Here is a 15,101-nt window from a genome sequence, read left to right as displayed (position 1 = left end):
TTTGCTGTTTTGATGGTAATTTTTAGTAATTTCCCCAGCGATAAAAAATTGCTGCCAGGCATCCAAAAGCCAATAATATTCAACTCATGGAAGACAATAACAAAGAAAACGAACAACAAATTAATGTAGAGTTATCGGAGGAAATGGCAGAGGGTGTCTACTCTAATCTGGCCATGATCGCGCACTCGAACAGCGAATTTATTCTTGATTTTATCCGTCTCATGCCCGGTGTTCCCCGCGCTAAGGTTAAGGCGAGAATCATCATTACGCCAGAGCACGCCAAGCGTTTGATAGCAGCGTTGAAAGACAACATTCAAAAATACGAAGACCAATACGGGCCTATTCCAAGCTCTCAGGACAGCGAACCTTCTTTTAATTTCCCCATCAGCTTCGGCGGCCCAGGCGGCGAAGCATAGGAATATTTGGGGTAATTCTTTTCAGATTTTTTGTAACTTCGGTATCTGCATAAGGAACAAATATTTCCGAACCCAATAAAACTCACCATGGCGTTATTTAAACTTTCAATTAACAACCGCGCTTACGATGCGGATGTGGAGCGGGATACTCCGCTTTTGTGGGTGCTCCGGGATAACCTCGGACTCGTAGGCACCAAATACGGCTGCGGAATCGCACAATGCGGCGCATGCACAGTTCACATTGACGGCAAAGCAGTTCGTTCCTGTGTTCTGCCGGTTTCCGCTGTTGGAAAATCAAAAGTTACCACAATAGAAGGACTGTCTGAAAAAGGCGATCACCCTGTTCAGCAAGCGTGGGATGAGGTGGACGTAGCACAATGCGGCTATTGCCAAGCAGGTCAGATTATGACGGCTGCGGCATTGCTCAAAGAAAAGCCAAAGCCAACCGAAGAAGAAATCGTCTCCACCATGAGCGGTAACATTTGCCGTTGCGGAACTTACCACCGCATTCGCGAAGCAGTGAAAGTAGCAGCATCCAAAACCAACTGACCATGCAGACATTAGAACAAACTTCGAGGCGCAATTTCATGAAAATTGCAGCCGCGGCAGGTGGTGGACTGTTTTTAGGTTTCAATTGGACCAACTCCACTGCGCTTCCCGTGGTTGTCGATGCGAAAAGCATTGCCGCCGGCTCTATAAATTTTAACAGTTATTTGTCAATCGGCACAGATAACATTATCACCATTGTTTCCCCTAACCCGGAAATCGGACAAGGCATCAAAACAGCATTTCCAATGGTTGTGGCCGAGGAACTGGATGCAGATTGGAAGCAAGTGAAAACTGTTCAGGGAAATCTGGATACAGGAATTTTTGAAAGACAAGTTACCGGTGGAAGTGGCGCAGTTCCTCATTCGTGGGAACGCTTGCGCAAAGCAGGAGCAACCGCTCGCCACCTGTTAATAGAAGCAGCCGCTGCAAAATGGAAAGTGCCAGCATCAGAACTGACAGCCGAGAATGGCAAAGTTTTGCATAAAACATCAGGCAAGTCAGCCACATACGGAGAACTCGCCGAGGCCGCTTCAAAACTGACAGCGCCTACCGAGGTTAAGCTTAAAAGTGAAAAAGAATTCAAGCTGATCGGACAATCTGTTCGTAATGTTGATAATAAAAATATAGCGACCGGCAAGCCCCTTTTTGGTCTTGACTTCTATAAAGAGGGAATGCTTTTCGCCGTTATTCAGCGTCCGAAAGCATTTGGTCTAAAACTAAAATCTGTTGACTCAGCTGCAGCCAAAGCAATGCCGGGCATTGTGGACGTAGTAACATTCGATAACAGTGTTGCCGTCGTTGGTAAATCCACTTGGCAAGTCAAAAAAGCCAAAGACGCATTAAAGATAGAATACGAAAAAGCAGCCGATCTTGAAAGCACAGCAGACCATAACCGCATTTTTAGCGAGTTGATGGATAATGGCGAAGCAACCGTAAGGCGCAAAGACGGAGATGTGGAAGCAGCATTCAAAGGCGCTGCAAAGGTCATTAAGGCAGAATATCAATGCCCATTCCTGCCGCACAGCCCGCTCGAACCGATGAACTTCTTTGCACATGTGCGTGAAGATGGCGTTGAACTGGTCGGCCCGACGCAGACGCCGGAACGTGCGCGTACAGAAGTTGCTAAACTCGTCGGCATTGCTCCGGAAAAAGTTACAGTTGAAATCACCCGTCAAGGCGGTGGATTCGGACGGAGACTTGCTGCGGATTATGTTCTGGAAGCCGCTAATGTTTCCAAACTCGTTAAAGCACCGGTTAAGGTCATTTGGACGTGTGAAGACGACATGACCGGTGGAATTTACCGTCCGGCCGTTCGTTACCGCTTCGAGGCGGCATTGGATAAAAACGGAACAATGATCGGATATAAATTGCGCGGAGTCGGGATGAATTCAGGTAACTCTACTCGCGAAGATAATTTCCCATCCGGATCTGTTGAAAACTTGCTAATCGACTCCGTTGAACATAAATCGCCTATTACAACCGGTCCATGGCGCGCGCCGATCACCAATTTCCTGGCCTATGCCGAGCAATCCTTTCTCGATGAAGTGGCAGAAGCGGCTGGAAAAGATCCCGTTGCATTCAGATTGGAACTGCTTGAAAAGGCCAAAAAGTCACCGGTTAATGCGATCAAATATGATGTTGACCGGATGATCGCCGTCATTAAGCTGGCAGCCGAGAAAAGCAACTGGGGCAAGAAAAAAGGCGTTTACCAAGGTTTCAGCGTTTACTTCTCACACCGGTCATACGTTGCACAAGTGGGCGAAGTGGTGATGCTGAAAGGCAAACCAACATTAAAAAACGTCATTGCAGCCGTAGACTGTGGAATCGTAATCAATAAAAGCGGATCGCTTCAGCAGGTTAGAGGAGGTGTTGTTGACGGTCTTGGCCACGCAATGTATGGCAACATGACATTCAAGGACGGCACGCCCGATCAAAGCAATTTCAACGGTTTCCGCCTGATCAGAATGAATGAAATTCCAGAAGTGGATGTGCATTTTGTGGATAACGGCATTTCACCGACCGGACTCGGCGAGCCAGCCTTGCCGCCAGCCGGAGGCGCAGTTGCGAATGCATTTTATAAAGCAACCAAGCAGCGACTGCGAAATCAGCCGTTTATCAATGAAGAAGCCTTCAAAGGGATTTCTTAATCAAAAGCGCATATAGCAAATCAGACAGTAAGAAAATGTATCATTGCATTGTCTTACTGTCTTTTTATTTGTCCAATATATTTCCTGAACCTTGACATGAAAAAACGATCCATTATCGGCGCGCTGATTTGCCTCATTGCCACAGCATTTACACTCATTGATTTCCCGCAAACAGATATTTCCAATGGCATTATTAAAGCCAAACTCTTTTTGCCAGACAGCATTAATGGTTATTATCGTGGCGTAAGGTTCGATTGGGCGGGGCAGGTGCCGAGTCTCGAATACAAAGGACATTCGTATTTCGGGCAATGGAACAGCACTTATGACCCCAAGCTGCACGATGCCATCATGGGACCGGTTGAAGAGTTTGTTGCCCTCGATTTTGATGCTGTAAAACCCGGCGAAACTTTCGTGAAGATTGGCGTTGGTGTGCTCGTGAAACCCGACGATAAGAAATATTCGTTTGCCACAAATTATCAGATTAAAGACGGCGGTAAGTGGACGGTTGACAAGAAAAAGGATCACGTAACATTCACGCACACACTAAAAGACGGCAACGGATACGCATATGTGTACACCAAAACATTGAAGTTGATTCCCGGAAAACCGCAGCTTGTTTTGGAACATACATTGAAAAACACAGGCACAAAGGAAATCGCAACCAGCACTTACAATCACAATTTTTTTATGATTGACAAAGAGCCCACTAATGAAAATATAAGGATCGTTTTTCCGTTCGATGTAAGCGGTGAAGGCGCCGGTTTTGGTTCCTTGATCAACGCAAAAGGCAAGACATTAAATTACGCGCGGGCGATGGAGAAAAGTGACCAGGTTTTTAGCGCAGGGTTAAAAGGTTTTGGGCCAACAGCAAAAGATTATGACATCCGGATTGAGAACACTAAGACATCAGCCGGAGTCAGGATTACAGGAGATAAGCCATTGGAAAAACTCGTTTACTGGGCCTGTCCAACCACTTCCTGCCCCGAACCTTACATTCGCCTTACTGCCAAACCGAATGAAGAAATAAAGTGGAACGTTAATTATGAGTTCTACACTTTTTAATGCGCCGGAACCTTAATTTCGCGCACTTTCAATTAACTAAGTAAATGGGATCCCATAAACATCTTGATAAAGCATCCGCAGCCGGTCTTTTAGTTGCGTTAGGAATTATTTTTGGCGATATCGGCACGTCGCCGCTTTATGTGATGCAAGCCATTATTGGCAAAGAGGTGATTTCTGCAGAAGTGGTTTACGGCGCTGTTTCCTGCATATTTTGGACCCTTACATTACAGACCACACTCAAATATGTGATCCTTATTCTACGGGCTGATAACAAGGGCGAAGGCGGGATTCTTGCATTATATGCATTGGTCCGGAAAAATGCCAAATGGCTTACTGTTCCAGCAATCATCGGTGCCAGCACATTGTTAGCGGATGGGATCATTACGCCGCCCATTTCCGTCTCTTCCGCAGTCGAAGGGCTCAGGTTACTTTACCCGCAGATCCAGACGATTCCTATCGTTATCGGCATCCTGACATTACTTTTCATCATTCAGATCTTCGGAACAACGATCGTCGGCCGTGCCTTTGGACCCGTTATGATGATCTGGTTTCTGATGCTGGCCGTGTTAGGCGTCAATCAGGTTGTGGGGCACATGGAAATCCTGAAAGCCCTCAATCCCTATTATGGTTACCAATTATTGGCCAATCACCCCGGCGGATTTTGGATGCTCGGAGCCGTTTTCCTTTGTACAACAGGTGCAGAAGCATTATATAGCGACCTCGGACATTGCGGCAGAGGTAACATTCGGGTTAGCTGGATATTCGTAAAAACCTGCCTGATACTAAACTATTTTGGTCAGGGTGCATGGCTGATCGCACATTCAGGAACATTCCTCGAAGGGAAAAAGCCGTTTTACGAAATCATGCCGGAATGGTGGTTATTGCCAGGAATTTGTATTGCAACGATGGCAACCATTATCGCAAGTCAGGCATTGATAAGCGGCTCATTCACGCTGATTTCCGAAGCAATCCGCCTTAATTTTTGGCCAAAAGTGAGACTTGTTTATCCAAGTGATCAGAAAGGGCAGCTTTATGTGCCGAGCGTCAACTGGCTTTTGTGGGCGGGTTGCGTTGGCATCGTGCTCTATTTTAAAGAATCATCGCAAATGGAAGCGGCTTATGGACTTGCCATTACGCTCACGATGATCATGACGACCATTTTAATGTCCGTCTATTTGTATGTAAACAAGGTTAAGAAGGCGTTTCTGGCTGTTTTCCTGGTTGTTTATCTCGCAATTGAAGGATCTTTTCTGGCTGCTAATTTATTGAAATTTATGCACGGCGGCTGGGTTTCGCTCGTGCTCGCTACGATTATCGGACTTGTTATAACCGTTTGGCTGAGAGCTTATTTTATCAAATTGCGACTCACCGAGTTTGAAAGTCTCGAAAAATACATTGGTCCGCTGCGCGAGTTGAGCAATGACATCAGCATTCCGAAATATTCGACGCATTTGATCTTCATGTCCAATGCTTCGCACGAATCTGAGATTGAAACGAAGATCATCTACTCCATTTTTTACAAGCGCCCGAAGCGCGCTGACATTTATTGGTTTGTGCACGTGGAAACAACCGATGAGCCATATACGATGGACTATCACGTCAACATTATGGCTGAGGATGACGTCATTAAAGTCACATTCAGGCTGGGCTTCCGGATAGAACAGCGCATCAATCTCTTCTTTAGGAAAGTGGTGGAAGATATGGTTTTGAACAAAGAAGTGGACATCACAAGCCGTTACGAATCGCTTAACCGACAGAATATTACAGGTGATTTCCGGTTCATTGTCTTGGAGCGGTATCTCTCTATCGAAAATAATCTGCCTTTCATGGAAGAGCTGATTATGAAGGTTTATTTCGCCATCAAGAGCATTACCACGTCAGAAGATAAATGGTTCGGGTTGGACAGCAGCTCGGTTAAGGTTGAAAAAGTGCCGCTTGTACTCACGCCTAGCGAGAAAATTCGTATGAAGCGGGTTTATCATTGATCTAGGCTAGAACTAGTTCTAAGAACGTAGTTTTCGATCTAATTTTGTTCCAAATATTCGATATGGATAGTTTGGGTAAAGCAATACGCATTTTGGGGTAACTAATTTGTTCGTAACTAGATTAGTATCTTGTAGTTAACTTATTTGGCAAATAAATCTGTGCTGACGCCGCGCATGCTGGGTCTGTTACCAAATGATTAAATTATGAGTGATTTTCATTTTCAGGAATAGTTTTAGATGACTATATGAATACGCAGGTAAATCCTGGATTCATCACTAAACTTGATTGAAAATGAAGACATTAAAAACACTTATAATCATAGCATGCCTTGCCGGCGCCACAGCCGGTTATGCGCAAACTGTTCCTACAACCCCTACATCGCCAGCGACACCGTCGACGCCAGCAACTGTTCCTGCGCAGGACTCCACAACGACGAGTCCGGCATCAACAAATCCGACAACGGAGAAGAAAGCAGAATTCAATTCACCCCAGTCTCCGGTGAAGCCATCGGGAACGCCTTCGGAGGATACATTGATTAAATCGCAACGCGTTGGCGGAGCGATCATTCAAGATTCACTGGTGCCAACGAGCGGAAAGAAAAGTGACCGGATGAACCGCAAAAGGAACAGAAAATCTGGCAATGAAGCTGATACTGCGTCAATTCGTTCAACGACTGAGCCAACCAGAAAACCATAATCATCAACAGATAAGAAAGCCAAAAAGCCCGGGAATCTGATTCCCGGGCTTTTTCTGCATTGAGCTTGTTATGGTCGAAACAAACATCAGCACAAAATCAGTAATTCGCTGCAATTTGGGGGACAGCCGGCTCTAATTCCGATTCAAGAAAAGGCTGCGTAACTACGGTCTTGTTTTCATTGACCCATGTGCACCAGACTTTTCCATTATAGACTCTTTTCGTTATAGGCGTTGAGTTTCCATTTGCGTAAGTTACAGTTTCTACAATCTGATATTCGTCAACTTGCATAAGTCGGGATCCGTTTTTCTCCTTCACCCACTCGTCTTTGATATAGTTTAATGTGACCATGGAATATGATGTTTACATCGATCTCGATTTAAATTTTTGTGCCAAAATTTAAACTCGAAGCCGTACTAAGTATGAATTTTTTATATGTAGAATTAGTGGGTAGAAATATTTGTACAAGTTACGTGGCAAGACTTTTGAATGCAAAAATATTGTCAGAAAAACACTGATTTCTATAACACACATCGATCCTTTCGAAACATCAAAACGTATATGACGGCGGGGTTTATACTATTTAAATATTTTTTAGGATAATCTAAATTTTCGAATCATGAGACATGCAAACAATAGGAAAACGGTTTTGTCTTTGAGTAATGAGAGCTTTAAGCATTATCTTTTGTTGCGGTACGTAAACGACTCCGCAGACCCAAAATGGAAACAGCTGGCGTTTGTTTCAGCTGAATTAATAGCACCCGAAGTCTGGGTTCAATTGCACAATTACGCCAGAGCCGACGTCGAAAGTCATGGCGGACGACTTATCGGATACGAGCTGGTCGATCAGGAATTGGTTAGACACGACAGCATTAATTCAGACGCATGGCCCGCAAACTGGATGTGGGTGATCCAGAAAAAAGAGCTTTAATATGCCGCACTTCAACTTCATCTATTACTAAAAAGAGGACCCGCAAAGGTCCTCTTTTTTCATGTTTATTAAGATGTAATGCTAATGTCAGCTAACCGGCTCTTCCACACGGCTTTCGTTCGCCTGGACCTTTTTAGCGACAATCCTTTTGATTAAACGCAGCAGGTTTTCCCGGAAAATGAAACACAATGCAAGCAAAACGAGCGTAGATCCAAGCAACACTACGAATCCCAAATAATCGCTATTAAAGGCATTATTAAGTAAATGTCCGAGCAGCACGATAACAACAATGGCAATGATGAAAGTAATGATCGCAACAAACCCATAATATGAAACAGGTGCCGCAATGCTCGCGAGTTTCGCCTTAATCTCTGCCCTGATCGCATTCAGCTTTTCATCAATAAAATCAGTAACCGTGTCCAGTAATTTGTGTGTTACTGCCTTTGGATTAATGGAACTAGAATCAGATGAAGCATTTAAAGTTGGAGACTTTGCATCCGGATGATCTTCCTCCACTTCCCGCCTTACCATAAGCACCGCATGCTCATTTGGTGAAATGCCGACGCCATCTGTTTTAGCATAAACCTTGGTAAACTCAGCGCCAAAATACAGGATTATAGAAGAATAGTAAACCCACGTAAGCAGGATCACAATCGAAGCAGACGCTCCGTAAGTCGCTCCCAAATCTTGTTTACCCAAATAAAACGTGATTGCGAATTTTCCGATTGCAAAGAGGATCGACGTAAAAGCTGCACCAACCAGACATTCTTTCCAGCGCACGTGACCGTCGGGAAGGACTTTGAAAATCACAGCAAACAGCGCCGTAATGATCACCAAAACAAGCCCGATATTGAGTATGGAAAAGAAAATGACCGACACTTCGGAAAAATAACGTTCAAGTCTGCCGCTTAGCAAATCGACAGCCGTGTTCACGCCCAATGATACAATTAGCAAGAATCCGAGTGTGATAATGATGGAGAAAGACAGCAGCCGGTTTTTAAGATATTGCAGCCAGCCCTTCTTCGGCTTTGATTTAATCGACCATATATAATTGATGGAATCCTGTATTTCGGCGAAAACCCCGGTCGCACCAATGAGCAATGTAACAATCCCAACTGTGGCAGCAATACCTGATTTATTAGATAGTTCCGCGTTTTTAATCAGTTCCTGGATCTGTGCCGCGGCATCTTTGCCCACCAATCCCGCTATTTGCCCAAACAGCTCACCCTGAAAAGCCTCTTTTCCAAACACAATGCTCGCGATGGAAATGATCACAAGCAACATCGGTGCAAGCGAGAAAATGGTATAATAGGACAGTGCAGCGCTTAATTTGAGGCAGTTGTCGTCCAGAAATTCGGAAAAACTGTCTTTTGCGACCGACCACAGGAATTTAGGTTGAGTCATAGATAACTTCATAGTATGCAGGTTAAAGTCGTTAACAGCGCCACTTGTAAATATCCATGCCAATAGGAAAACCGTCGTTTCGGGTATGATTTTTACTGTAAGCCCATTGAAAATTCATCAACCAAAAACTTGAATCATGAAAAAGTTAGCAGCTAGCTTAATATTTGTTTTCGCGATTTCGTCTGCAGTGTACGCGCAAAGCACGACGCAATCCACAAATCCAAAACAAGCGTCAACGACAACATCAGATAACGGCAAACCCGGAGGCAGAAACGACGGAACCGATACGCAAGGATCTACGCAAGGTGCAAACCATGAAGTAGGCAACAGCAAAGCAACCCAACCTGGAAAAGCCGGACAAGTTAACGGCTCCAACTCAACCGCCGGAACGGGAAAAGAAGGAAACCAGGCAAACGGCAAATCCAATGTCTCAAAAATGAACAAGGAAGGCGCGCCAGAGAAAAAGACAGGTGAGAAATCCGCCGACGCGAAAAAAGACGGCCGCGGAAATACACCGAAGTAATAAGCATTGCATGAGAAATAGGAGAGGTCTGCCCATTGAATTGAGCAGACCTTTTTTTATGGAATAACGCTTCGCCTTCTCAGATCATTGAAAATATCTACGAACATTGCTTCCGTATCCACATATTCATGAAAACCGAATCTGCGAGCTTTGGAGCCGTCCGCAAACATGTCGTAATCCCAAGAAAAAACAAAGTCTGCGAAATTCCAGGATGAAAGTTCTTGGTATGCGTGCTGATTCAAGCCAAACTGTTCCGTTATTTTATTCCAAATCGATTCCTTATCTGCCATAATCGTCGCCAGCGGCATCTGCAATGGTGGCGCAACTTCCATTTCAAAGTAGCGGGCGATTTTCGGCCACATTTCACTCCATCTGAAAAGATCACCATTGTTAATGTTGAAAGCCTGATTTGCACATGTTTGCTCCGTCGCCGCCCACACCGTCGCCTTAGCCAGTAAGCTGGAATCGGTCATTTCGAGAAGCGAATGGTAAGCGCCTGGCTTTCCCGGAAAGCGAAGCGGCAAGTTGAAATGCTTAGATATAGAGGCATAAACCGCAATCGCAACTGCCAGATTCATAGGGTTACCTAATGCAACGCCTCCCACCACCGACGGCCTGATTGCAGACCAGGTCCACTTTTTTCCCTTTTGCGCTGCTTCCAAAAACTCCTGCTGATCCACATTAAATTCCGGTGGCATATGGCCCGCGTCATCTTCTCGTGCAGGAGTTTTAAATGGTCCCAGATGCGCACCGTAAACCTTATAACCTTGCATCAGACTGATGTGTTTTAGGTTTGGCGCGGCCTGCTCGATCGTCTCAACTACATTTTTAAACATTGTCATGTTCGGCTCAACTAATGCTGCCCAGGTTGGCCGGTCCTGGTAAGCGGCGTAAAAAATATGCGTTACGTCCGAGAGATTTGCAAGTTTTGCCTGCACATCAGATTCATCCAGCAAATCCACTGCAACGTATCTGACATTTCCTGCCGCCGTTCCACCTCTCCGCGACACCCCGATGACTTCCCAGTCCGGTAAGCTGGATAAATGTTGAATCAAATTTTCACCTATCACACCATTTGCACCCACCACGAGCGCTATTTTCTTTTCTTCCATGATTTACTTCATTTTGTTAAAGCAAAACTATGGCAGATTGTAGGCATGACGCTTGTATATTTGTCCGGTTTTACGGTAGTTTTTGATTGTATGAAAAAGTATTTTCAGCACGAATATTTAAAAATTTCGCATTTTACTGCCAATGAATGGGAGCATCCTGTTCATAACCATAACCATTTTGAAATTATATTTATACATAAGGGAAAAGGCAGCATTGCATTTCAGGGTCTTATATTCCCTATAATGCGCAGGAATTGTTCTTGTTGGCACCATGCGATTTTCATAGCTTTGAAATTGCGGAAGAAACCGAATTCACATTTATCAAATTCAATCATACTTATCTAAAAAGTATTGATAATGTACAAGCAACCGATGCCTGGAATAAAGATATGGATCAGCTTTTGATGAAAGCCCAAAACCGCAGCGCTCCGCTCTTGAAGGATGACAAGGAAAAGGCCATTATGAACAGTCTAATGAAGCTGGTTGTAAATGAATGGCTTGATCATAAAAGTGAGGGAAGTGAAATCATGTTCTTTTTAATCCAGGCAATCCTCGCCACTATAAAGCGAAATTTGACTCCGCATTTGCCAGCGTCCGCTCAGAAACATGTTGAAAAAATCAATCAGGTTATTCAATACATTCACCTTCATATTTATACCGCAGAAAAAACGCAGGCGAGCAACTTAGCTGACACTTTTGGGCTTTCAAGACATTATTTTGGAACATATTTTAAAGAACAAACTGGTTTCACGCTCCGGGATTATGTGGCGCAGCACAAGCTGCATTTGATCGAAAATCGTTTGCGATACAGTTATTTTTCAATCAAGGAAATTAGTAATGAGTTGGGATTTACCGATTTAAGCCATTTTAATAAATTTGTAAAGTCACATCTTGGACAGACGCCCTCTGCGTTTCGGAAACAAATTAATCATGCATTGCGCGCAACGTAGACCCCCGCACGATCAGTTCACCGGAAAGTACGACCTCCTCACCAGCGAAGGTGGGTTTCTTAATGTGGTTAAGGAGCAGTTCACAGCTTTTGCGGCCGATTTCATGAGCCGGCTCAGCCACGGTTGATAAGGTTGGAGAAATGATCTCGCAGATCGGATCATTGGTAAAGCCAATAACACCCACTTCGGCTCCAATCCGCATGTTTTTACGCTTCAAAGCCACCATTGCGCCGATTGCCTTGCGGTCATTCACAGCGAAAATGGCGTCCGGTTTTTTGTTGTTTTTGCCAAATAACTGCTCAATGTCAGCCTCACCATCTTTTTGGGAAAATCCGGAATAAACGACCCAATCAGGCTCAAAATCGAGGTTATGCTCGCTAAGTGCATCTTTAAATCCGCGCAGCCGGTTCTCGGTAAGAAACACGCCTTTGGGTCCGGTAATGTGGGCTATCTTTTGATAACCCATCTCAATCAAATGATTTACAGCCTGATAAGCGCCGTTATAATCGTCCTGCATAACTTTTGAACCGCGCATATCCTCCGGAACCCGGTCGAAAAACACAATCGGAAGGCCGTCATCAATCAGATCCTGAAAATGTTTGCAAGCATCCGAAGGCGAAGAGACGCAAGCCAGCAAACCATCCAGACTGCTCAGCGAAAGGTCATGAACGATCTTTTTTTCAAGCTCGGCGGAATCATTTGTAATGTATAAAATGATGTTATAACCCTTACTCTGAGCCACTTCCTGAATGCCCGTAATGACCGTAGAAAAATAGTAATTCGTAATCGCCGGAATGATGATGCCGATCTTATGCGTGCTGCTTTTGACCAAACCCGTCGCATTGAAATTGGGCTTGTAATGCAGTTCCTCAGCCTTATCCAGCACCAACTGCCGTGTTTGCGCACTCACATCATACGCATCGCGCAGCGCCCTCGAAACCGTCGCGACGGATATGCCAAGTGCTTTTGCAATGTCTTTAATCGTCGCTAATCTGCGCATGGATCGGGGGCTGGAAGCATTGAAAAACAGCGGAAGTTTTCGATAACGTTCTCGCTAATAATTACCTGAAATGTCAGAGAAAGCCAATTGAATCCTTGTAAAATTGTAAGTATATCAAACTAAACCCATGAAAAAAAGAGATTTCCTCAAAGTCACCGGATTAAGCAGCATTGCTTTGCTGAATGCGGCTTATGGCGCCGCCAGGCCGCTCGATTCGCCCGCAATCCACATTCCATCCGCTCCTAAGTTCAACATGAGCGGTTATGCAGCGCCGAAGATCGACACCGTTCGCATTGGATACATTGGACTCGGTAACCGCGGCGGCGGAGCGATCGAACGGATCAAAAAGCTCGAAAATGTGCAGGTGAAGGCACTTTGTGATATCAGGACGGAAAAAGCTGAGGCCGCAAAGAAAACATTTGAAGGCACAGGCCATAATCCAAAAGTATATTCCGGCACAGCAGATGCGTGGAAGCAAATGTGCGATCAGGAAGATCTGGACCTTATTTACATCTGCACCCCTTGGAGCCTGCACGCGGCGATGGCCATTTACGCGATGGAGCACGGCAAGCACGCGGCCGTTGAAATTCCCGTCGCGACAACGGTGGACGATTGCTGGAAACTCGTGCAAACTTCCGAAAAGACAAAAAAGCATTGCATGATGCTGGAAAACTGTTGTTATGATTTTTTTGAATTGCTAACCCTTAATATGGCCCGCCAGGGTTATTTTGGAGAAATTATTCACGCCGAGGGTGCTTACATTCACGACATTTATGATTCGTTTTTTGACAAATCAAAACGTTTCGATCTCTGGCGCTTGAAGGAAAATCAACGCAACGGCAATCTGTATCCAACCCACGGACTGGGCCCTGTGGCACAGATCATGGACATTAACCGCGGCGATAAAATGGATTATCTGGTGAGCATGGCGAGCAATGATTTCATGCTGCAGGCCCGTGCTGAAAAACTGGCCGCCGAAGATCCGGAGTTCAAGCAATTCAAGGGCAAGACATTCCGTGGGAATATGAACACAACCACGATCCGGACCGCAAAAGGCAAAACGATCATGTTGCAGCACGACGTCACTTCGCCGCGCGTTTACTCCCGTTTGCACGTCATTAGCGGCACAAAAGGATCCGCACAAAAATATCCATTGCCCGAAGGCCCGGCCGGAACTCCCGAAGGACGCATTGCACAAGGCCACGAATGGCTCAAAGACGCTGAATTCAAAGCATTGGAACAAAAATATCAGCCCGAAATCGTCAAAAGAATCGGCGAGCTCGCTAAAAAAGTTGGCGGCCATGGCGGCATGGATTTCCTGATGGACTGGCGCCTGATCGACTGCCTGAGAAACGGCTTACCACTTGATCAGGACGTTTACGACGCAGCTTCATGGAGCGTGATTGCACCTTTGAGCGAATGGTCGGTGGCGCACCGATCCAATTCCATCGACATTCCAGATTTCACAGCCGGAGCCTGGAAAACCAACAAACCGGTGGACATTGCGCTTTCGCAAGGTGGAAATACCAGCGTAAAATCGTAATTTTTTAAAAGTAATAATCAAGATCACATTGTAATGAACATTGTCATTTCAGAGAATCAACACGAGCTGGGCGTGGAGGCTGGAACGCTGGCGGCAGCCTTGATCCGCAAAACCATAGCAGAAAAGGGATCTGCCAACATTATCCTCGCCACAGGAACCAGCCAGTTTCAGACTTTGGAACAATTAATAAAGGAAGAAAATATTGATTGGGACAAGGTAACCATGTTTCACCTCGACGAATTTATCGGTTTACCATTGGCTCACAATGCCAGTTTCAGAAACTATCTCAAAGAGCGCTTTCTCGACAAAGTCCCGGCGCTGAAAGCCGTTTATCTCATCAATGGCGAAGGCAACATTGACCAAGAAATCGCAAATCTGAACAGCATTATCAGCCAGCATCCGATTGATGTGGCTTTGGTTGGCATTGGTGAAAACGGACATTTGGCATTCAATGATCCCCCGGCGGATTTTGAAATTGAAAACGCCTATCACGTTGTAAATCTGGACGAACCGTGCCGCATGCAGCAAATGGGCGAAGGCTGGTTTGGCGCATTGGAGGAAGTTCCGTTGCAGGCCATCAGCATGACAGTGAAGCAGATCATGAAATCCAGATACATTGTATGCTCCGTGCCGGATGCGCGTAAAGCGCTGGCTGTGAGGAATAGTTTGATGGAGGAAGTGAGCAACATTTATCCGGCGAGCATTTTGCAAAACCACACCCGTTGCACATTTTTCCTCGATAAAAATTCCGCCTCGCTGCTGCCCGAAAAAGTGGTCGCTTAAC

Annotated in this window: 15 protein-coding genes; 11 read left to right on the top strand and 4 right to left on the bottom strand. The window is 45.3% G+C overall.

Translation table 11 applies throughout. The features are described from left to right. The first annotated feature begins 86 nt into the window (after window positions 1-86). From AC0IYG_RS22735 to AC0IYG_RS22710, 6 genes are all read left to right on the top strand, one after another. Complete coding sequence (locus AC0IYG_RS22735; RefSeq protein WP_471713373.1) at window positions 87-416, top strand: DUF3467 domain-containing protein; 330 nt, start codon at window positions 87-89, stop codon at window positions 414-416. A gap of 87 nt (window positions 417-503) precedes the next feature. Further along, a complete protein-coding gene (locus AC0IYG_RS22730) occupies window positions 504-965 on the top strand; it encodes a (2Fe-2S)-binding protein (protein ID WP_471713372.1) in 462 nt (153 codons plus the stop codon). Between the two features lie 2 nt (window positions 966-967). Further along, window positions 968-3,112: a xanthine dehydrogenase family protein molybdopterin-binding subunit gene (locus AC0IYG_RS22725; protein WP_471713371.1), complete on the top strand. Its 2,145-nt coding sequence runs from the start codon at window positions 968-970 to the stop codon at window positions 3,110-3,112. Between the two features lie 96 nt (window positions 3,113-3,208). After that, window positions 3,209-4,174, top strand: coding sequence for a hypothetical protein (locus AC0IYG_RS22720; protein ID WP_471713369.1), 966 nt, complete (start codon window positions 3,209-3,211; stop codon window positions 4,172-4,174). Window positions 4,175-4,218: 44 nt separating this feature from the next. Next, window positions 4,219-6,159, top strand: coding sequence for a KUP/HAK/KT family potassium transporter (locus AC0IYG_RS22715; protein WP_471713368.1), 1,941 nt, complete (start codon window positions 4,219-4,221; stop codon window positions 6,157-6,159). 292 nt (window positions 6,160-6,451) lie between these two features. After that, window positions 6,452-6,856, top strand: a complete 405-nt coding sequence (locus tag AC0IYG_RS22710; protein WP_471713367.1) for a hypothetical protein — start codon at window positions 6,452-6,454, stop codon at window positions 6,854-6,856. Window positions 6,857-6,953: 97 nt separating this feature from the next. Here AC0IYG_RS22710 and AC0IYG_RS22705 read toward each other — a convergent pair whose 3' ends face one another. Continuing rightward, window positions 6,954-7,205: a hypothetical protein gene (locus AC0IYG_RS22705; protein ID WP_471713366.1), complete on the bottom strand. Its 252-nt coding sequence runs from the start codon at window positions 7,203-7,205 to the stop codon at window positions 6,954-6,956. A gap of 268 nt (window positions 7,206-7,473) precedes the next feature. On the opposite strand from AC0IYG_RS22705, the gene AC0IYG_RS22700 reads away from it, so the two are divergent. Beyond that, window positions 7,474-7,785, top strand: coding sequence for a hypothetical protein (locus tag AC0IYG_RS22700; protein ID WP_471713365.1), 312 nt, complete (start codon window positions 7,474-7,476; stop codon window positions 7,783-7,785). Between the two features lie 87 nt (window positions 7,786-7,872). On the opposite strand, the gene AC0IYG_RS22695 is transcribed toward AC0IYG_RS22700, so the two are convergent. Further along, window positions 7,873-9,189 carry a YihY/virulence factor BrkB family protein gene (locus AC0IYG_RS22695; RefSeq protein ID WP_471713364.1) on the bottom strand — a complete coding sequence of 439 codons (1,317 nt, stop codon included), beginning with the start codon at window positions 9,187-9,189 and terminating at the stop codon, window positions 7,873-7,875. Between the two features lie 136 nt (window positions 9,190-9,325). Here AC0IYG_RS22695 and AC0IYG_RS22690 point away from each other — a divergent pair, with 136 nt between their 5' ends. Continuing rightward, window positions 9,326-9,712: a hypothetical protein gene (locus AC0IYG_RS22690; RefSeq protein ID WP_471713363.1), complete on the top strand. Its 387-nt coding sequence runs from the start codon at window positions 9,326-9,328 to the stop codon at window positions 9,710-9,712. 56 nt (window positions 9,713-9,768) lie between these two features. Here AC0IYG_RS22690 and AC0IYG_RS22685 read toward each other — a convergent pair whose 3' ends face one another. Beyond that, complete coding sequence (locus AC0IYG_RS22685) at window positions 9,769-10,824, bottom strand: SDR family oxidoreductase (protein WP_471713362.1); 1,056 nt, start codon at window positions 10,822-10,824, stop codon at window positions 9,769-9,771. 260 nt (window positions 10,825-11,084) lie between these two features. Here AC0IYG_RS22685 and AC0IYG_RS22680 point away from each other — a divergent pair, with 260 nt between their 5' ends. Then, window positions 11,085-11,774, top strand: a complete 690-nt coding sequence (locus tag AC0IYG_RS22680) for a helix-turn-helix domain-containing protein (protein WP_471713361.1) — start codon at window positions 11,085-11,087, stop codon at window positions 11,772-11,774. Here AC0IYG_RS22680 and AC0IYG_RS22675 read toward each other — a convergent pair. Beyond that, window positions 11,749-12,774, bottom strand: a complete 1,026-nt coding sequence (locus AC0IYG_RS22675) for a LacI family DNA-binding transcriptional regulator (protein WP_471713360.1) — start codon at window positions 12,772-12,774, stop codon at window positions 11,749-11,751. The genes AC0IYG_RS22680 and AC0IYG_RS22675 overlap by 26 nt on opposite strands. A 127-nt stretch (window positions 12,775-12,901) precedes the next feature. Between AC0IYG_RS22675 and AC0IYG_RS22670 the strand changes: the two genes are divergently transcribed. Together AC0IYG_RS22670 and AC0IYG_RS22665 are read left to right on the top strand one after the other, a co-directional pair. Continuing rightward, on the top strand, window positions 12,902-14,317 hold the full coding sequence (locus AC0IYG_RS22670) for a Gfo/Idh/MocA family protein (RefSeq protein WP_471713359.1): 1,416 nt from the start codon (window positions 12,902-12,904) through the stop codon (window positions 14,315-14,317). A 33-nt stretch (window positions 14,318-14,350) separates the two neighbouring features. Continuing rightward, a complete protein-coding gene (locus AC0IYG_RS22665) occupies window positions 14,351-15,100 on the top strand; it encodes a glucosamine-6-phosphate deaminase (RefSeq protein WP_471713358.1) in 750 nt (249 codons plus the stop codon). Window position 15,101: the final 1 nt, after the last annotated feature.

It is taken from the genome of Dyadobacter sp. AC419 (assembly GCF_979253085.1).
Note: the sequence above shows the minus strand (reverse complement) of the source record. Positions and strands in the feature narration are given on the sequence as shown.

Bases quoted from the DNA above. Each gene is read 5' to 3' on its own strand.
- AC0IYG_RS22735 (WP_471713373.1), top strand. From the start codon at position 87: ATGGAAGACAATAACAAAGAAAACGAACAACAAATTAATGTAGAGTTA.
- AC0IYG_RS22730 (WP_471713372.1), top strand. From the start codon at position 504: ATGGCGTTATTTAAACTTTCAATTAACAACCGCGCTTACGATGCGGAT.
- AC0IYG_RS22725 (WP_471713371.1), top strand. From the start codon at position 968: ATGCAGACATTAGAACAAACTTCGAGGCGCAATTTCATGAAAATTGCA.
- AC0IYG_RS22720 (WP_471713369.1), top strand. From the start codon at position 3,209: ATGAAAAAACGATCCATTATCGGCGCGCTGATTTGCCTCATTGCCACA.
- AC0IYG_RS22715 (WP_471713368.1), top strand. From the start codon at position 4,219: ATGGGATCCCATAAACATCTTGATAAAGCATCCGCAGCCGGTCTTTTA.
- AC0IYG_RS22710 (WP_471713367.1), top strand. From the start codon at position 6,452: ATGAAGACATTAAAAACACTTATAATCATAGCATGCCTTGCCGGCGCC.
- AC0IYG_RS22705 (WP_471713366.1), bottom strand. From the start codon at position 7,205: ATGGTCACATTAAACTATATCAAAGACGAGTGGGTGAAGGAGAAAAAC.
- AC0IYG_RS22700 (WP_471713365.1), top strand. From the start codon at position 7,474: ATGAGACATGCAAACAATAGGAAAACGGTTTTGTCTTTGAGTAATGAG.
- AC0IYG_RS22695 (WP_471713364.1), bottom strand. From the start codon at position 9,189: ATGACTCAACCTAAATTCCTGTGGTCGGTCGCAAAAGACAGTTTTTCC.
- AC0IYG_RS22690 (WP_471713363.1), top strand. From the start codon at position 9,326: ATGAAAAAGTTAGCAGCTAGCTTAATATTTGTTTTCGCGATTTCGTCT.
- AC0IYG_RS22685 (WP_471713362.1), bottom strand. From the start codon at position 10,824: ATGGAAGAAAAGAAAATAGCGCTCGTGGTGGGTGCAAATGGTGTGATA.
- AC0IYG_RS22675 (WP_471713360.1), bottom strand. From the start codon at position 12,774: ATGCGCAGATTAGCGACGATTAAAGACATTGCAAAAGCACTTGGCATA.
- AC0IYG_RS22670 (WP_471713359.1), top strand. From the start codon at position 12,902: ATGAAAAAAAGAGATTTCCTCAAAGTCACCGGATTAAGCAGCATTGCT.
- AC0IYG_RS22665 (WP_471713358.1), top strand. From the start codon at position 14,351: ATGAACATTGTCATTTCAGAGAATCAACACGAGCTGGGCGTGGAGGCT.